The following is an 18,711-nucleotide window of genomic DNA, read 5'->3' as shown; positions in this document are numbered from 1 at the left end:
GCGTTATCCTGGCGCTCTTGCGCCGCTGGTTGGCTGTGCGGAAGGGGCTTCATCCGCAGCCGCACGGGGCGGGGGAGGTGGAGGCGGCGGCAATTGCGTAGCAACCGGCGAAGGGGCGATCTGGCGGTCAGGCGCAGCGCCGGAAGCAGAAGATGAGGGGGCAGCTTCTGGCGAGGCAGGCGCGGCAGGGTCGAAGCTGAGGACACGAAGACCGCTGCCGCTTCGCAGCAGGACGCGCTCGGATTCGATCGCTTCCACGATGCCGCCCGGCGTTGCCTCGCCGATGGAGAAGGGCGAAACCTGACCGCTGGCATCGGCGATCAGCGCGACCGAGGCGGATGCGGGCTGCGCTGCGAAAATGGCCCGCAGGCTCACTTCCTCGCTGCCAATTGCGACATCGCCCCCGATCACCCGTCCGAACGGCGCTAATGCCAGAATGCTCCCGATCTGCGATTGTCCGGACATCCCCGGAGCCACTGGCGCAGTCGCAGGACTCGTACCGGTATAGCCCTGCATGCGCCAGGTCAGCGCAGCCAGCGCCAGCGCCACCGATACGATCACCGCGGCGGTGAAGATATCCAGAGCCAGGCGTGCCTGTCGGGGCGTCACCGCGTGATCGTCCCGCGATCGACGAAACCGCGCATCGAAACCATTGTTTCCCCCTCGGCGGCGCCTTGCGGGCTTACTTCGATTCGCGCCAGAAGAATATCGGGATCGTCGCTGGGTTCGACCCGCGTGCTGACCGACCAGTTGCCGGCCAGCATGGGCACATTTCTGGCCTGGCCGGGCGGCATCCCCAGGCGGAGTTCGGCCAGGGCGTTCTCCGCCACCCAGAGGGCGGCGGCTCTCTGCTCCATGCTGCGAAGGCGATCCACATGCGCCTCGATGGCCTGCACAATGCCGACGGACGCTATGCCGAGGATGACGAGCGCGACCATCGCTTCGATCAGAGTGAAACCGCTTTCCGATGAGCTGGCGCGGCTCATCGGGCCAGATCTGTCGATGCGGGTGTCGCCAGCGGAACGAGTCGCGCGGTCATGCCATCGAAGATCACCGTCCAACCACCCGTGCCGGGGCGTTCGCTATCCTGCAGGTCCAGCGCGAAAGGCTGTCCACCTGCTTCAGCCCCGATCATGAAAAAGGAACCGGCGGGGCGGGCCGACAGAGCGAGTCCGCCTGTCAGTTCGTGAGTCTGGCCCAGATCGTCAGGCAAGGGCTGCCAGTCTCCAGCCGCAGAGGACATGAAGGCATAGCGGTCGTCGGTGAAGGACAGCGCCAGTGGGACCCCTTCAATCATCGTCCGGTCGGCAGCCATCTGAATACGCGCCTGAAGGCGTTTCGCCTCTGCCCGGCTGCGCATACCGTCGTCGGAGCCGAGCGCCAGCACCGAGATCGAAGCCGTTACCGCGATGATGGCCAGAACAACCAGCAATTCGACCAGCGTCATGCCGGAATCCCGATCGCGGTCCCGCGCATGCCCGGGCGACCGAACAGGCGCGCTACAGGCCATCTTCAGCGCGAATCGACAGTGATGTCGGCATCGGGCCCTTCGCCGCCGACCGTCCCATCGGCACCAAGAGTGGTTATGGCGAAACCGCTACCATCCGCCTGATAGGCATAGGGCTGGCCCCAAGGATCGACGGGCACCTGATCCAGATAGCCGCTGGGCGACCAATTCGCGGGCTGAGGGGGTGCAATCGGGCGTTCGGCAAGGGCAGCAAGGCCCTGCTGCGACGTCGGATAGGCGCCATTGTCCAGCCGGTACATTTTCAGCGCAGCGGAGATAGTACGCAGATCGGTGCTGGCGACGGTCGCCCGGGCCTGATCCGGCCGGCCGATCACGTTCGGCACGATGAGATAGGCCATGACCGCGATGATCGCGAGCACGACCAGAATTTCGATTAGCGTCAGCCCGGTTTCAGCGTCGGGCACCTGCCTCGCAGGAGCAGACGAGCGCGCGCCGGTTCCAATTAGCTTTTGGTTCTCGTCCATATTCGCTGATATATCCTGAAACGATGCAAAAGCCACTACTCGAACAGCCCTGGCCAGCCGTTTTCCGGTGCTGCCCGGTGGCGGGCTGCGGCGGGGAATTTGCCGGGTGACACCTGCCCGGACTCGCCTGGTCATCGATATATTCACCGCAGCGGTCGTGATCTCGGTCGCACTCGCGCTGGCCGCGCTGACATGGCGCTTGCAGGGCTACTCCGCAGTGCCCCCGGTGGCAGCTCCCTCACAGTCGGTGACGAGCAGCGCGGCGGACGCGGCTGCTGTATCGGCACTGGCGCCTTTCGGCCGTTCCACCGGCAACGCTGCGGTGGTCGGCAGCGGGGATGTGACGCTCCGCGCCATTTTCGCCGCTGTGCCGGCTGCAGCTTCCGTGACCTTGATCGCCGGTCCTGAAGGAAAGGTGGTGCCTTATGCAATCGGCGAGCTCACACCTGCAGGTGTCGTCGAAGCCATCGAGCCGGAGCGCGTCTTGTTGCGGAGCGGCAGTGGCCTCCAGGTCCTCAGTTTCGACCCCGCTGCCGCAGCGTCGTCATCCGGACCGGACGCGGAGGAGCCGCGAATCGCATCGGTCGCCGATCTGGCCGACCCTTCGGCGGAATTGCCGCCGCCGCCGCCTCTGCCGCCACCGGCCGCTCGCGGCAGATGAACTGTGCAGCTTCCGGGATCAGCTAACCCATTGTTTTTCCCTTGACCGAATCGTTAACCTGACGCAAATGAGTAGGTCCTCGCTAAGGGACAATTCGGGTTCGCATCGCAAGATCAAGCCCCAGGCGATTGGTTAGGTCTAGCTGGAAGCAGATCAGCCTTAGGTCGCAGGTACTGAACAATCTGGCTGGCCCCGCAACTCTTGGGGGGTTTGGTGATGAAACGTCGTACATTCATGCAAATCGGTGCCGCTGGCGGTGCCGCTGCCGCAATCGGGATGAAGACCGCCTCGGGTATCGCCCGTTCGAGCGATACCGAATTCGCGCTCACCATCTCTCCGGCCAATACCGAACTGATCGACGGTACGTGGGTCTACACGCTGTCGTATTTTCTCGGCTCCAGCCGACCGAGCCCTGAAATCAGGGTGACCGAGGGCGAGGAAATCTCGATCACGGTCACCAACAAGGACACGCAGACACACGGATTTGCGATCCCCGGCATCGCATCGGCGACGATACCCGCAATCGAACCGGGTGCTACCGCGCATGTGGTGTTCAAAGCCCCCTGGGCTGGCAGTTTCCTTTACGTGGATCCTTATAAGGAACCACTCAACCGCATCCTCGGTCTTCATGGCGCCTTCATCGTCGAAGCGGAGGAGGGGAAAACCCCTTATGGTTCCGAAACACCATTCTCGGGCCCGAAGCAGACGCCGCAGGTTCAGGCGCTATTCGATGCCCTGGGCGGCGGTGATCCGCGATTCCCGGGCGACCAGTGGCGTCGAAACGATCTGCGGCGCGACAAGCTGTGGCTGTTCTCGCAGACCGACCCTGCGCTTAATGCGCGCGTGGCCGCTGGTGAGATGGTCGATCCCGCGAAGGTGAAAGCCAATTTCGTGCCGCGTTATTTCACCATCAACGGACTGTCAGGTTACGACACGGCCATTCACGAAGGGTCCCATTCGGACGATGACGATGATGATTGGGACGATGACGACAATCCCGCGGGGCGGATCATGCCCTCGGGCAAGGAAGGTGAACCCTGCCTCATCCGGACGATGAATGCGGGCCTCGCAAACCATTCGGTGCACATCCACGGCAATCATTGCTTCATCCTGTCGGGAGTGGATTCCGAATATCGCAACGAGTGTGCATTGTACTGCTTCGAGCGCGACGTCTGGCAACTCAGCCCGATGCAGCGGACTGACGTGCTGCTACCGTTCAAGCGACCTCCGGATATTCCGCTTTCGGCATGGCCGCCAAAGGACGAACCCTTCCCGCTGCGCTACGTCATGCACTGCCATTTCGAGCTGTCCCAGACCGCAGGAGGCGGAAATTATCCGCAGGGAGCCGTGACGCACTGGGAGATGACTGCACCGCTTTGAGAACGGAATTTGGGAGGAGACCACGATGTCAAATCTGGAAGATACGGCGTTTGAAGAACGACTCACATTCTCGACCTTCGGCTGCGATCCGTTCAAGGCCGATCCGCGAACCCCCGACAGAGAGGATGCCGACGTCACGATCCGGCTCGAAGGTGCCGAGGGCATGGATCTGAGGGCACCGGACGGTCGCAAGATCAAGGTCTGGAGCTTCGAGAACAAATCGGTGCCGGATGGACAGAGAAGGCTGACCTATCCATCCGCGCCGATCCGCGTCAGGCAAGGGCAGATCGTCCATACAAGGCTGAGCACCTCCAAGGGCCCTCACACCGTACACCACCACGGGATCGAACCGAGCACCGCCAATGACGGGGTCGGCCATGTTTCCTTCGAAGTCGGCGATTCCTACACCTATCAATGGCAGCCCAGCAGCCCGGGAACATTTTTCTATCATTGTCACAGGAACACGGTTCTGCATTTCGAACTCGGAATGTTTGGCCTGCTCATCGTGGACCCCCCGAGCGGGCCCGGCAGCATCTATGAAGGCGGGCCGACCTATGATGTCGAACAGGCCTGGGTGGCGGACGACATGGATCCGCGCTTTCACGCCATCAGCAATCACGATGCTGGGCTGTGCGGGCTGGATGTCGGCCTAAATCGCTTCGAGCCGAAATATTTCCTGCTTTCGGGTGTGTTCAACAACCGCACCATGACCGATTCCCGCACGATGGTGAGTGCCAAGCTCGGGCAACGCATCCTCATCCGGCTGCTGAACGCCAGCTATTCGATCCTTCGCGTGGCGCTCGGCTGCGATGCGGAATGGGTGGCGTGCGACGGGCGCAACATGGGGCAAGATCCCTGGTGCGACACCGTGCCGATTCCGGCGGGAACGCCTTTCGAACTTACAACCGCACAGCGGTATGACCTGATCCTCTCGCCTCCTGCCAGGGGCACCTATCCGGTGCGGATGGAATTCCGTCACTGGATAACCGGAGAAATTCAGGATCGCGGCGCCGGCGTGGTGCAGACCAAGGTGGTGGTATCATGAGACAATCAGCCATTCGCATCTCCGAATCCTATCTCGTTGCGGAAGAGCAGAGAGCGGTCCTGGGGCAGGCAAGGCATCGCTACGGCGACAGCCAGCTTTCCCCGGACGAGATCGGCGGGCATTTCGACTATTCAGATTGGCGAGGGCGGTCCGTTTCGCAGCAGAACTTCCTCGGCCGCTGGACGATCCTCTATTTCGGATACAGCCGGTGCAATGGCTCTTGTCGAACTGTCGCTCCCATGATCGCACAGGCAGCCGATGAGCTTCGCGGCAAGGGCTACCCGGCAAAGGCGGTGTTCGTCGACATCGAAACGCAGCGCGTCGGCCCGGCCCGGATGATCAGCGGCGACGGGGTGGAGCATGGCGAACACAGCAACTGGCCGATGCGCTTCGCCATGTCGCGGCTCTATGCCGAACAGGGCGGCAAGCTGGAGGTGATGAGCGGAAATCGCGCGCAACTCGCACGGGCGACGGCCGGCTTCCACGTGCTGCGCGAACATGTACCGCCGCGCTTGAACGAGAAAGCGGTTAGCATCAATCATAGTTCGATTGTCTATGTGCTCGGCCTCGACACCTTCGTCGCCGCTTATGGCTACCACGACATGACCCGAAACGATCTGACGTCGCTGGTACAACAACTCGCCGCCGCAGAGCGGAAGAAGATCGATTATTCCGCGGTGCGAAACCGTTACATCAGCGGCGCTTGCGGAAATGAAGCAGCATGAGCGGAGTTACGCTGATTGGCGGTGCTTCTAACCCGGGATGCAATAGGCCTCGAGCTTGAGTTCGACGGGGATGAGCGTCCGTCCACGCGGATAGGTTCTCGCTTGCCGTTCTGCGTTGCGCGCCGCGACAAGGGCGGCGATCGCTTCACGCGCGTCTTCGCAGCGCTGCTGGCTGGGGTAATCCGTGATGGCTACGCCTGCTGGTTCTCGCAGGATGACCAGCTTGTAGGGCTGTTCCTCCTGCGCAACTGCCGCCGCCGACATGACGAGAGGCAAAAGGGCAAAATATCTGATCGGCATCATTCCTGTCCTTTTTTCATCGCACCCGCTTTGCTCCGCCAGCATACTTCTTTTCAAGGAACTGCGGAAGTATTGGTCCAAGGCGCATGTTCGATCTCCTGGGCAGGGACAGAGATGATCGCCTTCGACCGGGCAGATTTTGCACGTGCGTCGAAGAAGCGTGATGTTCTTCTCGGTTCGGCCTGCTATGTTGCCCGCCGATGGAACAGGCACCGACAGAGCGTCCCGAATACGTGACCGGATTGGATGAAGGTTCCGAACCGATGCTCCGCAACTCCAGCGGGATCTGGTCGCTCGACGGGGAGCGGCTGGCGAGCGTAGAGGATTTCGACGAAGGCCCGGCAGTGGTCCTCGTGCCCAGCGAACATGTGCTGCTGCTGGCGGTGGATCTTCCGCCGATCGCGAATGCGATGAAACGCAGGCAGGCCGCGCCCTTTGCCGTTGAAGATCGTATTGCTCAGCCGCTGGACGAGGTTCACGTCGCCATCGGAGACGAGATTGCGCCGGGTCGCTGGCTGATCGGCGTGGTTCGGCACGACACGATGCGCCAGTGGATCGCGCGGCTCGGTACTGCCGGACTGACTCATGCGGCCCTCGTGCCCGATTGCCTGTCCCTGCCGCGACCTGCCGGCAACAGCTGGTCGGTCGATCTTGCGGCAGGCAGGGCGATGGTCCGTCCCGCCGATGGTACCGGCTTCGCTGTTCCACTTGGGCTTCTTGAACGATCCTGGCGGTCTGCAGGGGAGCCCGAGTGCGTCGCATTCGGCGATGAATTGCCACCGCCCATGCATGCACCATCGCTCGAACTGCAGGCAGAACCACTGGCCGAACGGCTGCTCCGTCCTGCACTCGATCTGCGGCAGGGCATCTACGCCGCGCCGCGCCGCCGTGTCGATGCGCTGTGGAAACGTGTGGCGACCGTGGCGGCGCTGGGTGCGCTGGCCCATGCGGGAATCGCCATCGCAGACACGCTGGCATTACGCAATATTGCCGAACAGCGCGAGCAGGAGGTCCGCCAATTGGCGCAGACCCGGCAACCTCCGGTCATTCTCGGTCCGGACCTGTCCTCCACCGCCGGAACGCTGGAGGCGCAGGTTCTTGCAGAAGCAGAGAGCGGCGGCGCCGTTCAGCCCAGCCTGTTTCTGCCGCTGCTCACCCGTGCGGGGGGAGCATTGGCCGAAGTCGGGCCTTCGGTCACCTGGCGCTCGGTCGGCTATGACGGTTCGGGCCAGATCCTGACGATAGAGGTGGAGGCAGCCGACGCGGCGACCCTGCAGAGGGCAGCGAGCGCGCTGCAAGGCGCAGGGCTGCAGGTGACCCCCGGTGCGCCCGTCAGCGGCGGGATGGGCAGCATCGCCAGTTTCGCGGTGCGTGGCCAATGACCCGCGAACCCCGCTTCACCTTGCCTAATGTGGAACTGGGCGCGCTGGAGCCCTACTGGTATCGCCTGCGCGACTGGTGGGGCGCGCGCAGCTTGCGCGAACAGGTGCTGCTCGGCGGGCTTGCCGCCGTCGGCATCTTCGCTCTGCTGCTGCTTGTGCTTGCGCCGCTGCGTGAAGAGCGGTCGGATGCGATTGCCGATATCAGGGCAGCCAATCTGATCCAGGCGCGGCTGCTGTCGGGCGCGAGCATCGGGGCGCAGTTCCGCACCGGCGCACCTTCGGTAATCGTGAGTGAGACTGCTGCTTCGCGGCAGCTCACGATCGAGCAGGCGGAACCTGCCGGGACCGACCTCCGCGTCGTTCTGGCACCCGCGCCCTTCGATGCAGTGATGAACTGGATTGCCGAGGTGGAAGCGACGAGCAATCTGCGGGTGCGCGACCTGTCCTTACAGGGGCAGGGCGCTACAGGATATGTCGATGCCACCGTGGTGCTGGGCTGATGGACAATCCGCGTCCTCTGCCTCGCCCCGACCGCGACTTGCCAAGCGGCGCGGCTGCCGCGGCACCTTTCCTGCCTCCACATGCCTTGCGGGCTGTTGGTCCGATGGAAGACGAGGCACCGCTGGCACCCGCCATGCCTCGCACTGGCGCGCTGTCCTATTCTTTCGCGCGTGAGGGGGGCGTGCTGGTGCGGGATGATGGCGAAATGCTGGTCTGCCTGCACCGGGCCAATGCCGATCTCGCGAGCCTGCTCGAAGTGCAGCGACTGTTCGGCGATGTGGAATGGCGCGAGGTTTCAGACGACGACTTCACCGAAGCGCTGCAATCCGCCTATCGCGAGAACGCCGGAACGGCGGAAGATTTCGCCGCAGGTGACGATGTCGACCTCGCCTCGCTGGCCGACAGCGTGACCGAGGTGGACGATCTGCTCGACACGCGGGATGATTCTCCGGTCATCAGGCTGATAAACGCCCTGTTGCTGCAGGCGATCCGCGAAGGCGCGTCGGATGTACATATCGAGACGCAGGAAAAGCGCCTGATCGTCCGCTTCCGCATCGATGGCGTGCTGCGCGACATGATCGAACCGCGCAGGGCCCTCGCCCCGCTACTGGTGAGCCGTATCAAGGTCATGGCCCGGCTCGACATCGCAGAAAAGCGCGTGCCGCAGGACGGGCGAGTCAGCCTGCGCATCGGCGGTCACGAGATTGACGTGCGTGTATCCACCATTCCCACGCAGCATGGAGAGCGGGTGGTGATGCGCCTTCTTGATCGCGGGTCGGTGAAGCTGGAACTGGCGAGCCTCGGCATGAATGGTCGCGACGCCCAATTGCTCGACCGGCTGCTGCTTCGCCCGAACGGCATGATCCTCGTCAGCGGACCCACGGGCTCCGGCAAAACGACGACGCTTTATGCCGCGCTCACCCGGCTGAACGATCGCAACCGCAACATCATGACGGTCGAGGATCCGATCGAATATGAACTGGAAGGCATCGCCCAGACACAGGTAAATCACCGGACCGAGATGAATTTCGCGCGTGGCCTGCGCGCGATCCTGCGCCAGGATCCCGACGTCATCATGGTGGGCGAGATCCGCGACCGGGAAACGGCCGAAGTTGCCGTGCGGGCCAGCATGACCGGGCATCTCGTCCTTTCAACGCTCCACACCAACTCGGCCGTCGGCAGTATTACGCGCCTGATCGACATCGGTGTCGAACGCTATCTGCTCGCGCCGATGGTGGTGGGGCTGGTGGCGCAGCGTCTGGTTCGCAAGCTGTGCCCCGAATGCCGAGAGAAACGCGTCGCCGACAAGGCCGACGCCATCCTGCTCGACGGTGCGATCAGCGAAGGCGACACTCTCTGGCACCCGGTTGGCTGCGGTGCATGTCACGGCGAGGGATACAAGGGCCGGATCGGCCTGCACGAAGTCGTGCCGGTGGATCGTACGCTGGAAACGCTGATCCACGAAGGCGCATCGGAAGCGGAACTGACCCGCCATGCCCGGACGCTCAGCCCCTCGCTGCTCGACGATGGGGTGGCGAAGATCCGTGAGGGCCTGACCAGCGTGGCGGAAGTGGCCGGCGTCGTGCGCGAAGAAGGCTGACGTGGCAGGTTTCGCCTATCAGGCTATCGACGCGAAGGGGCAGACCCGCAAGGGCGTGATCGAAGCTGGCAATGCCGCTGCCGCCCGCGCAGCGTTGCGGGCGCAGAAATTGCTGCCGGTCGCCGTCACGGCGGGTGCGTCGACAAGCGCTGCCGTTGTGCGCCCCAACCGGACGATGGCAGGGCGTGAGAATGTGCCGGGCGAAGCCGCGGTTACGCGGCCCAGTTTACGCGAACGCTATGGCCGGGGGCGCCTGTCCAGCCAGGGTCTCGTCACGGCAACTCGCCAGCTCAGCACCCTGATCGGCAGCGACGTTCGGATCGAGGAAGCGCTCCGCCTCGTCTCCCGCCAGAACGACGCGCCTGCCTTGGCCGAGGTGCTGATGGATGTGCGCGGAAAGGTGATGGAGGGCTCGAGCTTCGCGCGCGGCCTGATGCAGCACCCCCGCATATTTCCGGATTTCTACGTCGCCTCGATCAACGCGGGCGAACAGTCGGGCCGACTGCCCGAAGTGCTCGCCTATCTGGCCGACTTCGTCGAGGCACGGCACGCCGCCAACCGCAAGCTGAAGCTGGCGCTGCTCTATCCCGCGCTGCTGGCCGGCGTCTCCGCCCTGATGATGACGATGATGATGATCTATGTCGTCCCGGACATCGTGCGGGTCTTCGTCTCGCGCGGGGCCGACCTTCCGCTGCTGACGCGCATGCTGATCGCGGTGAGCGGCGCCCTGAACAGCTTCGGTCTGTTCCTGCTCATCGGTAGCGTCGCAATCATCTTCTTTGCTCGGCTCGAATTTGCAAAACCGCACCGGCGGCTGGCGTTCGACAGGCTGATGGCCACGCGCCGCCCCTTCGCGCGGTTCAGCCGTCAGTTGAACGCTGCGCGCTTCGCCGCGACGCTGGCCACTCTCGTCCAGAGCGCAGTGCCGCTGCTCGATGCCTTGCGCGCCGCGGCGGCGGTGGTCCCCAATCGCCACGTGCGCGAGCGAATGGAAGATGTCGCCGACCGCGTTCGCGAAGGCGATAGCGTCAGCCGATCGATGCGCGAAGCGGACATTCTGCCGCCCATGCTGGTCGCCATCGTCGAAAGCGGGGAGGCGAGCGGCAAGCTCGGCCCGGCGCTGGAGCGGGCGGCAGGGGAACTGGACCGCGAAGTCGAGGCGCAGATGCAGGTTGCCGTGTCTCTGGTCGAGCCGATGGTGCTGCTGGCGATGGGCGGGCTGGTGCTGCTGATGGTGATGGCCATCCTGATGCCGATCATCGGCCTCAACGACCTCGCCATCGTCTGATCACTAATCAGCTCCGAAGCAGCCTTCAAGGTCAGTCTATACGAGTATCGTACCTTTGGCCGGCCAGCAGCGGAAGGCGCTCCACCGCCATCGGGGTCGGCCAGATGCTGAGCATCCCGTCGCGATCAAGCCGCATTTCGACAAGATGTTCCTTGCTTTGCTCCGTCATCAGCGCCCCGGCAGAGATTTCGTCGCTTGCCACAACATCGGCAGTCAGCGGCGGCAATTGCACGGGCAGGGCAGCCATAGCCTTGGCCGCACAGGTGACCGGTCCGGTTCCGATGTTGGCCAGCGCCACCTGATCGTCGCCGCCAAGTCGCAAATTATCTATTCGCGCCGCGCCGGTGAAGCTGCATGTCAGCGGCAGGCTGGGGAACAGCGCATCCAGGAGGCTTCCATCTATCTGGCCCGCTGCATCGTGCAGCGTCATGACGTCGCCCCGCTGGCTGATCACTCCGGCAAGGTCGGTGCCGCCGCCGGTGATACGCCAATCCGCGCTGAAGGCCAGGCGAGAAAGGGTGGTGATGGGAGCGAAGGACCATTCGACGCGGATGGTGGAGGCAAGCACCGCTTCGCCGTTCCAGATGGTTCCGCCCACCGCCAGCCGGTCGCTTTCATCCAGTACGGCTGCGGCGGGAATTGTGGCGATCAATCCGATCACATATGCTATGGCGGCGCAGCCAACGAATATCGCCGTGCGCCGCCGGTTCCGGTGCGGCGCAACAGGAGAATCTTGCCGTGCCAATGGATCGACGTCGGCTGCTGCGATCTGCGCCGCCATTCCTGCTTGCCCCGTCATTGCTGTCGGCATCTTCGCTTTCCCTGATTGCCGCACCGGCGACGGCGGCGCGTGCGGATGGGCCGGTGGCCCTGCTGATTCCCCGTAGCGGCCCCTATGCCGCATTGGGCCTGAGCATGGAACGGGCAGCGATGCTAGCGCAAGCAGCTTCTGGTGCGGACTCCTCGACCGGTCGCCTGTTGGTCATCGATACCGGAGGCTCCCCGCAGGGCGCGGCTGGCGCTGCGAACCAGGCGCGCAAGCGCAAGGCGGCGATGATCCTCGGTCCGCTGCTATCGGCTGAAGTTCCTGGCGTCGTGCAGGCGGCGGGCGGGCAGATGCCGGTCATCACCTTCAGCAACGATTCGAACTTGCGCGAAAGCGGTGCTTTCCTGCTCGGCGTGACGGCGCGGCAGAGCGTCGCCGGCATCCTGAGGTTCGCCGCAGACCGGGGTATCCGCTCCGTCGGAGTAGGGGCAGGAGCAGGGGACAATGGCTGGGCGGATCAGGTTCGCCTCGCCGCGACGAGCGAAGGAGAGCGGCTCGGCCTGCGAATAACATCCTTGCCAGCCGATCTTTCAAGCGGTTTCGGCGGCGGATATGGCGACACTTCCGACGGGCTGCCGGATGCTGTCCTGATGGCGGATGCGGCGAGCCTCGTCAGGGTTTCGCAGCAACTTGGCCGGCAGGGCATCCAGCCGCTGGGCGCATTTGCCGAACTGGAGGTGGACCGTTCCGCCTTTGCCGCTCTGGCGGGTAGCTGGCTCGCGCTGCCCGATCCTCGGGATTTTTCCGCTTTTGCACGCGACTTCGAACGCCGCATCGGCACGCGGCCCGGCATGATCGCCGCGCTCGCTTACGATGCCGCGAACATTGCGATCACGACTGCCGGTGCGGCTGGCCCCGGCCGTTCGGCCTTGCTCGCCGCAAATGGCTTCGACGGGGTTTGCGGCCATGTCCGTTTTCGGGAGGATGGCAGTGCCTCGCGTGCATTGGCCATCCTGGAGATCGCAGCAGCAGGCGCACGCAAGGTGGCCACTGTTACATCAGGGTGAGGCACGTCAGGGTGAGGCACTTCAGGGTGAGGGCAGTGGAACAAGAACCAGCGCGAGCGCCTGGCAGCGCCGGTTTCACGCTGGTGGAACTGCTGGTGTCGCTGCTGCTTTTCGCGCTTATTTCGTTGGCCGGCGTGGGCGTGGTGGAAACTGTTACCCGGGTTCAGGAACGTACCGAGGGCAGGGGTGAACGCCTCGCCGAAATACAGCGAGCAAGGTTTCTGCTGGCCGCCGACCTGGAGCAGATCGTCGCCGGTCCGGTGATGGAGGAAGATAGTTTTACCTTCCTGCGCGGCAGTGCGGCTGGTCCTTACCGTGTCGCCTACCGCTTCGCCGATGGCACGCTTTTTCGCGAAGCCGGAACCGTCGCGGCACCCATGCTGAGCGGGCTATCGCAATTCGGGCTGCGCTATTTGAAGGCGGATGGCTGGACCACTCAGCTTACGACGGAGGAGGATCCTTCGCGGCCCCGAGCGGTTGAATTGGGCTTTGCGCTGCAGGCGCGCCCCGGGCAGGCTGCAGGCCGGTTGCGGCAGATCGTCGAATTGCCGCAGGAGCCTTCGTGACCAGCGCCGCCGGTGCCGACCGAGGCGGAGATCAGGCAGGAATGATCCTCATCAACGTGCTCGTCATCGTGATGCTGGCGACCGCGGTGCTGGCCCTTATGATCGCCGGTGACGACAGCGATATCGAGCGCAGCATCCGCCTGCGCGAGGCGTCCGATGCCATGGCTGTCGCTCGGGGTGCGGAACTTTCGGCCATCGCAGCCCTGCGCCGCGACATGGCCGAAGGAGCGAACATGGATGCTCCGTCCGAAAAATGGGGCAGCATCGCAGACAGCAATGCCGCAATCGAAGGCGGCAGGTTCTCCTACGCCGTGCAGGATGCGCAGGCACGGTTCAACGTCACCAATCTCATCCGCATGGATGCCCGCAACTTGGCGCTGTTCACCGCGATTGCCTCCGGTGCGGGCTGGACCGAGGAGGATGTCGGCGCTCTGCAGCAGGCGGTGCTCGCGTCGGGGGACGTGCCTGACATCGACGATCTGCGCGCGATCGGCATTGCGGAGGACAAACTGGTCGCGCTGGCACAATTGGTGACCTTTCTGCCCGAACCCACGGATATAAACGCGAACACGGCCAGCGAAGGGCTGCTTGCCATCGTGTTGAACGATCCGGCGCTGGCCAGCCGCCTCGTTGCCGAGCGGGAGAGGAGCGGCGGCCTCACGCGCGGCGATCTTGCCGAACTGGGAATCGCGTTGCCTTCGGGCGTGTCAGTATCATCGAATTATTTCTGGTCTGGAGCCGGAGTGCGGATCGGATCGACCGTGCAGAGGCTGACCAGCCTGCTTCAGCGCAGGATCAGGGACGGAGAACCCGAAGTCGTCACATTGCAGCGATGGCGCGGTGCAACGCCGTTGCAGGCACCGGCGTTCCCCTTTGTTACGCCCTGAATTTCGCATGAGCATCCATCCTGTTCCAATGTTTGTAACCCATCAACTTAACCGAAGCACTGCATGGTGACGCAACTGCACGATTTGATGGCGGTACTTCCGGCCTGGTTCGCGGGCCTGCTCGGTGGAGTAGTGGGGCTTTGCATCGGCAGCTATCTCGCAACCGTTCTGTCGCGCTGGCCCCGAAATTTGCGGACCCGCGATGGACGATCACGCTGTGACAATTGCCATGTCGCTATCGGCCCGCTCCATCTGGTGCCGATCGCCGGTTATGTCATGGCGCGTGGTCGGTGCAGAAATTGCGGATCGAGCATCGACCCCGACCATCTGATCGTCGAAGCGATCTGCGGTGTAATCGGAGCGATTTGCGGCGCGGCCGGAGTGCTGCTGGTGGCACCGTTCCTGTGGCTGCTGGCGGTTCTCGCAATGTTCGATGCAAGATATTTCTGGCTGCCCGATCGCCTTGTGGCCGCAACTGCCGGCGCGGCGCTGCTGGTGCCGTCTGCCGCCGAATGGCATCTTCGTATTCTCGGCGGAATCATCGGTTTCGCAATGCTCTGGATTGTCGCCGCAGCCTATCGCCGGATCAGGGGCCGGGTTGGCTTGGGCGGGGGCGATGCGAAATTGTTCGGCGCGATCGGGCTTTGGTGCGGAGCCCTGAACCTGCCGCTCGTGCTCCTGATTGCAAGCTTGCTCGGCCTGCTCGACGCAGCAATTCGCACGGCACGCGGCGGTGACGCAGCGACCTTGCGCATTCCCCTTGGCACACATCTGAGCCTGGCTGCGGCCGGCCTGTTGCTGTTCCAAACCGCGCTGAACGGTTCTATCTAGATTGGCTTGAGAGAATATCCTGCCGGTAATCAAGATCGAGATGTTCTGCCAGAATCCGCAGGTCCTTGCGGCTGCCGTCGGTGAACAGGGGCAGCAGGTCTTCGGCCAGTCTCAGGACCAGCGTTCCCTCCTCAATAGAAAGCTTGCTCCCGACCAGCGAGCGGATCGAACAGCCGGCCAGTCGGCGGCAAAGCCGGATCGCAAACCCCCAGGCCTGCGCATCGTGCAGGGCCCCGGCATCGCACAGCTTGCCGAGTTCTGCGGGCAAGGTGGTTTTTCCGTTCTGCGCGAGCAGTGCCGCTGCCAGCATGGCTCTTTCCTTCGGCCTGATGCCGATCCAACGCTTGTGCAGCGCCCAATCAATCACGTGACGATCGCGCAGGTTGGTTTCCAGCCGCCTGCTGGCGAGCCCCAGCATGATGGCGACGAGACGCAGATGCTCCCTGTCCGCTTCCTTGCCGTTGTGGACCGCTGCAATCCAGCCAGCCAGAATCGTGGCCAGTTGCAGGGGCACCCCATGCGACGCGGAGAATTCCGAAACGCCGGACAGCAGCGGATCGCGGCTGCGTGTCTTGGGCGTCATGGCCCGGTGCAGCAATCCCTCGCGAAGTCCCCAGGCGGAAAAGACCAGCTCCGATGGAGCGAGCATGTCGATCAGTTCGAGCAGCAGGGCCGCCGCATCGGGCAGCATCGCCAGGCGGGACGAGGAAACCCCCGGGATCGGTCCGAGCTCGGCGGGTTTTCTGTCGGCAATCCTGGCAGCGATCCGCCGCGCCGTTTCGGTGTCCACTTCAAACCCGTGCGAATCTTCCAGCGGCGAACCGGTCTGAACCATGACAAGGCGCCCGAAGGCACGAAGCGATCCGCCGACGAGGTAAAGCACCTGCCCCGATTGAACCTCGAAACCGCTGCCGCGCAGGATCTTGCCGATGTTCGCGCCTGTGCGCGCCGGGTTCTTCCCGCGCAAGGCAGGCAGGCGCAAGGTGCCAAGCTCGGCACTGATGCCGTGCGAGACGCTGCCTCTGCCGAAATTCACCAGCTCAAGGCTTCCGCCGCCCAGATCGGCTACTATGCCTTGCGCGCCGGGAAATGCACCTAGCACCCCTTCCGCACTGGTCTCGGCCTCTTCCCTGCCGCTGAGCAGCCGCGGTGCGAAGCCGGTTGCACGAACAGCTTCGAGAAACTCTCGTCCGTTCGACGCATCGCGAACGGCTGCGGTCGCCACCACAGTCACATCCTGAACGCCCCAGTCCTCGACCAGCAAGGCGTAACGCCGCAAGGCGTCCAGGGCCATACTGGCCGCCTTGTCGGGTATGATGCCGGTTTCGGATAATTCACGTCCGAGCCGCGCCGATACCTTTTCATTGTGGACGATCTGCGGTGCCCGGGGCGGTCCGCCATAGATAACCAGCCGTACTGTGTTGGAACCGATGTCGACGACCGTGCGCCGCACTATCCGTTCGCCTTTGCGCGATGGTACGTTTTCATCAAGGCTGTTCATCGGTTCCGCTCCCCTTGGGCAGGGAGAGGCGCGGCACGTCCACACCGGTTTCCAAAGCACCGCCCCTGCCGGAAAGCGATGGATTGTTCATGAAATAACGGTGCAAATTGAACGATCTTTCCTCCGTGCTTTCACGTTCGTAACTGCCGTCAGGCAGCAAGCGCCAGCTTTGTTCGGTATCAAGCAGATTGGCGAGCATCACCTGCTCCAGCACCTGATCATGCACGGTGCGGTTGCGCAAGGGTACCAGCACTTCTACCCGCCGGTTGAGATTGCGGCTCATGCCATCGGCAGAGGATATCGCCACCCATGCCCGCCTGTGCGGCATCGCGGCCCCATTGGCGAAGGCGAAGATGCGGCTGTGCTCCAGGAATCGGCCGATGATCGATTTCACGCTAATGTTTTCGGACAGGCCCGGCACCTCGGGCTTGAGGCAGCAGATGCCGCGTACCACCAGATTGATGCGCACGCCGGCTGCGCTGGCACGATAGAGCTGCGCGATGAGATCGCGGTCCGTCAGCGAGTTCATCTGCGCCCAGATTGCCGCCGGACGGCTCTCTTGTGCATTTGCAATCTCGCGCTCGATGCGCTCGTACAGTTTTTCGCGCAGGCCTGTTGGCGAGAAGGTCAGCAGTTCCGTCCTGTTCGGCTCGACATAGCCGGTGACGAAGTTGAACAGGCGCGCCGCATCGCGCCCTGCAGCCGGATCGGCGGTGAAGAAGCTGAGATCGGTGTAGATCCGGGCGTTGATCGGGTGATAATTGCCGGTGCCGAAATGGCAGTAGGTGCGATAGGCATCGCCCTCGCGGCGGATGACCATCGACACCTTCGCATGGGTCTTCCAGTCGACGAAGCCGTAGATGACCTGCACCCCGGCGCGTTCCAGCTGGCTGGCCCACTGAATGTTCTGCTCCTCGTCGAACCGGGCTTTCAGTTCGACGACGGCCGTCACCGACTTGCCCGCCTCGGCAGCGGCTATCAGCGCCGAGATGATCGGCGACTGGCTGCCAGCGCGATACAGGGTCTGTTTCACCGCGACGACGTCCGGATCGTTGGCCGCTTGCATCAGAAAATCGACCACCACTTCGAAACTTTCGTAAGGGTGCTGGATAATGATGTCCTTTTCGCGGATGGCCGCGAAACAGTCGCCATCATGCTCCATGATCCGTTCAGGGTAGCGCGGATTGTAAGCCTCGAATTTCAGGGAGGGCGCATCAATATCGATGAGGTCGGCGAGACCGGAGAAATCGATGTGACCGTGAGTGCGGGCGACGATCGCGTGGTCAAGGTCGAGCTGTTCGTGCAATACAGCTTCGGCATCGGGATCGAAGTCGGTCTCGAGTTTTAGCTGGATAACCTCGCCGCGCCGGCGCCGCTGAATGGCTGTTCGGAAATAGCGGACCAGATCCTCCGCTTCTTCCTCGATTTCGATATCGCTGTCGCGCAGCACGCGAAACAGTCCGTGCCCTTTGAGGTGAAAGCCCGGAAACAGCAATTCGGCATAGCGGCAGATCATCTGTTCCACGGCGATGAAGATGCATTTGCCGTTCGCAAGGTCCTGCGGAATAGCCACGAAGCGCGGCAGCCCCGGCGGGATCAGGATCATCTCGATCAGATCAAGTCCGTCGCTCTTGCGCGTGAGCGAGAACAGGAGGCCCATCCCCTGATTCGCCACGAAGGGGAAGGGGTGGGCAGGGTCGATCGCCTGCGGCGTGATCACGGGGAGGATGTGATCGCGCACGTAAGCCTTCAGCCAGCGGGAAGGTTCGGCGGCAAGCTTCTCTCGCGTGAGCAAAGTGATGCCGTTATCGGCAAGTTCGTCCCGGAGATCCTCCCAGATTTCCTGCTGGCGCTTTTCGAGATGATCCAGTTCATCGCGAATGTTCGCCATCTGCTGCAGCGGCGTCATGCCGTCGACGCTGGGCTCCTCGATCCCTCGCTTGACCTGACCGGCCAGCCCGGCAACCCGAACCATGATGAACTCATCGAGGTTGCTGCCCGATATGGACAGGAACCGCAGCCGTTCGAGTAGCGGATAATCTCGATTGCAGGCTTCTGCCAGCACCCGGCGATTGAAGGCCAGCCAGCTCAGTTCGCGGTTGAAGTAGCAATCCGGCCCGTAAGGCGGGCTGGTGTGGTCCTGAGAAGATACGCGTTCGTTCACCACGCCCGCCTGCGCGGTGTTTGTGACAGTATCGATACGCCGGGACCGCATCATC

20 protein-coding genes are annotated in these 18,711 nt (G+C 63.3%); 12 read left to right on the top strand and 8 right to left on the bottom strand.

Annotation, left to right across the window (positions count from 1 at the left end):
- Positions 1–3: 3 nt before the first annotated feature.
- From G7A66_RS05025 to gspG, 4 genes are read right to left on the bottom strand one after another with little or no spacing between them, the layout of a single operon-like run.
- On the bottom strand, positions 4–609 hold the full coding sequence (locus G7A66_RS05025; protein WP_174294601.1) for a type II secretion system protein N: 606 nt from the start codon (positions 607–609) through the stop codon (positions 4–6).
- On the bottom strand, positions 606–986 hold the full coding sequence (gene gspI / locus G7A66_RS05020) for a type II secretion system minor pseudopilin GspI (protein WP_174294600.1): 381 nt from the start codon (positions 984–986) through the stop codon (positions 606–608). Before gspI ends, G7A66_RS05025 begins: the two co-directional genes overlap by 4 nt.
- The gene (locus G7A66_RS05015; protein ID WP_269748156.1) at positions 983–1,510 is read right to left on the bottom strand and encodes a prepilin-type N-terminal cleavage/methylation domain-containing protein; all 528 of its coding nucleotides are present in this window, start codon (positions 1,508–1,510) and stop codon (positions 983–985) included. The genes gspI and G7A66_RS05015 overlap by 4 nt, the downstream gene beginning before the upstream one ends.
- A gap of 2 nt (positions 1,511–1,512) precedes the next feature.
- Positions 1,513–1,932 carry a type II secretion system major pseudopilin GspG gene (gspG, locus tag G7A66_RS05010; RefSeq protein ID WP_332310489.1) on the bottom strand — a complete coding sequence of 140 codons (420 nt, stop codon included), beginning with the start codon at positions 1,930–1,932 and terminating at the stop codon, positions 1,513–1,515.
- Between the two features lie 166 nt (positions 1,933–2,098).
- Between gspG and G7A66_RS05005 the strand changes: the two genes are divergently transcribed.
- From G7A66_RS05005 to G7A66_RS04990, 4 genes are all read left to right on the top strand, one after another.
- Positions 2,099–2,653 (top strand): type II secretion system protein N, encoded by a 555-nt coding sequence (locus tag G7A66_RS05005; protein WP_174294597.1) that lies wholly within the window; start codon positions 2,099–2,101, stop codon positions 2,651–2,653.
- Positions 2,654–2,869: 216 nt separating this feature from the next.
- Positions 2,870–4,033, top strand: a complete 1,164-nt coding sequence (locus G7A66_RS05000) for a multicopper oxidase domain-containing protein (RefSeq protein ID WP_232366651.1) — start codon at positions 2,870–2,872, stop codon at positions 4,031–4,033.
- Between the two features lie 25 nt (positions 4,034–4,058).
- The gene (locus tag G7A66_RS04995) at positions 4,059–5,078 is read left to right on the top strand and encodes a multicopper oxidase domain-containing protein (RefSeq protein WP_206675070.1); all 1,020 of its coding nucleotides are present in this window, start codon (positions 4,059–4,061) and stop codon (positions 5,076–5,078) included.
- Positions 5,075–5,803, top strand: a complete 729-nt coding sequence (locus G7A66_RS04990) for an SCO family protein (RefSeq protein ID WP_174294596.1) — start codon at positions 5,075–5,077, stop codon at positions 5,801–5,803. The genes G7A66_RS04995 and G7A66_RS04990 overlap by 4 nt, the downstream gene beginning before the upstream one ends.
- A 27-nt stretch (positions 5,804–5,830) precedes the next feature.
- Here G7A66_RS04990 and G7A66_RS04985 read toward each other — a convergent pair whose 3' ends face one another.
- On the bottom strand, positions 5,831–6,106 hold the full coding sequence (locus G7A66_RS04985) for a hypothetical protein (protein ID WP_174294595.1): 276 nt from the start codon (positions 6,104–6,106) through the stop codon (positions 5,831–5,833).
- A 197-nt stretch (positions 6,107–6,303) separates the two neighbouring features.
- Between G7A66_RS04985 and gspL the strand changes: the two genes are divergently transcribed.
- The 4 genes from gspL to G7A66_RS04965 are packed head-to-tail and all read left to right on the top strand — an operon-like array spanning position 6,304 to position 10,874.
- Positions 6,304–7,485 (top strand): type II secretion system protein GspL, encoded by a 1,182-nt coding sequence (gene gspL, locus G7A66_RS04980; RefSeq protein ID WP_174294594.1) that lies wholly within the window; start codon positions 6,304–6,306, stop codon positions 7,483–7,485.
- On the top strand, positions 7,482–7,985 hold the full coding sequence (gene gspM, locus G7A66_RS04975) for a type II secretion system protein GspM (protein WP_174294593.1): 504 nt from the start codon (positions 7,482–7,484) through the stop codon (positions 7,983–7,985). Before gspL ends, gspM begins: the two co-directional genes overlap by 4 nt.
- Entirely contained in the window at positions 7,985–9,586 is a 1,602-nt protein-coding gene (gene gspE / locus G7A66_RS04970) for a type II secretion system ATPase GspE (RefSeq protein ID WP_269748155.1), read from the top strand. Before gspM ends, gspE begins: the two co-directional genes overlap by 1 nt.
- Before the next feature lies 1 nt (position 9,587).
- Positions 9,588–10,874 carry a type II secretion system F family protein gene (locus G7A66_RS04965; RefSeq protein WP_174294592.1) on the top strand — a complete coding sequence of 429 codons (1,287 nt, stop codon included), beginning with the start codon at positions 9,588–9,590 and terminating at the stop codon, positions 10,872–10,874.
- A 31-nt stretch (positions 10,875–10,905) separates the two neighbouring features.
- On the opposite strand, the gene G7A66_RS04960 is transcribed toward G7A66_RS04965, so the two are convergent.
- Positions 10,906–11,685: a hypothetical protein gene (locus tag G7A66_RS04960; RefSeq protein ID WP_174294591.1), complete on the bottom strand. Its 780-nt coding sequence runs from the start codon at positions 11,683–11,685 to the stop codon at positions 10,906–10,908.
- Between G7A66_RS04960 and G7A66_RS04955 the strand changes: the two genes are divergently transcribed.
- The 4 genes from G7A66_RS04955 to G7A66_RS04940 all read left to right on the top strand — a co-directional run bounded on the left by G7A66_RS04955 (position 11,673) and on the right by G7A66_RS04940 (position 14,991).
- Positions 11,673–12,707: an ABC transporter substrate-binding protein gene (locus G7A66_RS04955; protein ID WP_174294590.1), complete on the top strand. Its 1,035-nt coding sequence runs from the start codon at positions 11,673–11,675 to the stop codon at positions 12,705–12,707. The two genes, G7A66_RS04960 and G7A66_RS04955, sit on opposite strands and share 13 nt — an antisense overlap.
- 35 nt (positions 12,708–12,742) lie before the next feature.
- Positions 12,743–13,273 (top strand): prepilin-type N-terminal cleavage/methylation domain-containing protein, encoded by a 531-nt coding sequence (locus tag G7A66_RS04950; protein WP_174294589.1) that lies wholly within the window; start codon positions 12,743–12,745, stop codon positions 13,271–13,273.
- Positions 13,270–14,160 (top strand): type II secretion system minor pseudopilin, encoded by an 891-nt coding sequence (locus G7A66_RS04945; RefSeq protein WP_174294588.1) that lies wholly within the window; start codon positions 13,270–13,272, stop codon positions 14,158–14,160. Before G7A66_RS04950 ends, G7A66_RS04945 begins: the two co-directional genes overlap by 4 nt.
- Before the next feature lie 63 nt (positions 14,161–14,223).
- Positions 14,224–14,991: a prepilin peptidase gene (locus G7A66_RS04940; RefSeq protein ID WP_232366649.1), complete on the top strand. Its 768-nt coding sequence runs from the start codon at positions 14,224–14,226 to the stop codon at positions 14,989–14,991.
- Here the strand turns inward: G7A66_RS04940 and G7A66_RS04935 are convergent.
- Both G7A66_RS04935 and G7A66_RS04930 read right to left on the bottom strand, forming a co-directional pair.
- Entirely contained in the window at positions 14,984–16,492 is a 1,509-nt protein-coding gene (locus G7A66_RS04935) for a Ppx/GppA phosphatase family protein (RefSeq protein WP_174294587.1), read from the bottom strand. The genes G7A66_RS04940 and G7A66_RS04935 overlap by 8 nt on opposite strands.
- On the bottom strand, positions 16,479–18,710 hold the full coding sequence (locus G7A66_RS04930) for an RNA degradosome polyphosphate kinase (RefSeq protein WP_232366648.1): 2,232 nt from the start codon (positions 18,708–18,710) through the stop codon (positions 16,479–16,481). The genes G7A66_RS04935 and G7A66_RS04930 overlap by 14 nt, the downstream gene beginning before the upstream one ends.
- Position 18,711: the final 1 nt, after the last annotated feature.

This window comes from Alteripontixanthobacter muriae (genome assembly GCF_013336795.1).
In the GTDB taxonomy this organism is placed as follows: domain Bacteria; phylum Pseudomonadota; class Alphaproteobacteria; order Sphingomonadales; family Sphingomonadaceae; genus Pseudopontixanthobacter; species Pseudopontixanthobacter muriae.
Note: the sequence above shows the minus strand (reverse complement) of the source record. Positions and strands in the feature narration are given on the sequence as shown.

Excerpts from the sequence above, each read along its gene's own strand:
- G7A66_RS04935 (WP_174294587.1), bottom strand. The coding sequence starts at position 16,492 with ATGAACAGCCTTGATGAAAACGTACCATCGCGCAAAGGCGAACGGATA.
- gspE (WP_269748155.1), top strand. The coding sequence starts at position 7,985 with ATGGACAATCCGCGTCCTCTGCCTCGCCCCGACCGCGACTTGCCAAGC.
- G7A66_RS04940 (WP_232366649.1), top strand. The coding sequence starts at position 14,224 with ATGGTGACGCAACTGCACGATTTGATGGCGGTACTTCCGGCCTGGTTC.
- G7A66_RS04960 (WP_174294591.1), bottom strand. The coding sequence starts at position 11,685 with ATGCCGACAGCAATGACGGGGCAAGCAGGAATGGCGGCGCAGATCGCA.
- G7A66_RS05015 (WP_269748156.1), bottom strand. The coding sequence starts at position 1,510 with ATGGCCTGTAGCGCGCCTGTTCGGTCGCCCGGGCATGCGCGGGACCGC.
- gspI (WP_174294600.1), bottom strand. The coding sequence starts at position 986 with ATGAGCCGCGCCAGCTCATCGGAAAGCGGTTTCACTCTGATCGAAGCG.
- G7A66_RS04985 (WP_174294595.1), bottom strand. The coding sequence starts at position 6,106 with ATGATGCCGATCAGATATTTTGCCCTTTTGCCTCTCGTCATGTCGGCG.
- G7A66_RS05000 (WP_232366651.1), top strand. The coding sequence starts at position 2,870 with ATGAAACGTCGTACATTCATGCAAATCGGTGCCGCTGGCGGTGCCGCT.
- gspM (WP_174294593.1), top strand. The coding sequence starts at position 7,482 with ATGACCCGCGAACCCCGCTTCACCTTGCCTAATGTGGAACTGGGCGCG.
- G7A66_RS04995 (WP_206675070.1), top strand. The coding sequence starts at position 4,059 with ATGTCAAATCTGGAAGATACGGCGTTTGAAGAACGACTCACATTCTCG.
- gspL (WP_174294594.1), top strand. The coding sequence starts at position 6,304 with ATGGAACAGGCACCGACAGAGCGTCCCGAATACGTGACCGGATTGGAT.
- G7A66_RS04930 (WP_232366648.1), bottom strand. The coding sequence starts at position 18,710 with ATGATGCGGTCCCGGCGTATCGATACTGTCACAAACACCGCGCAGGCG.
- G7A66_RS04990 (WP_174294596.1), top strand. The coding sequence starts at position 5,075 with ATGAGACAATCAGCCATTCGCATCTCCGAATCCTATCTCGTTGCGGAA.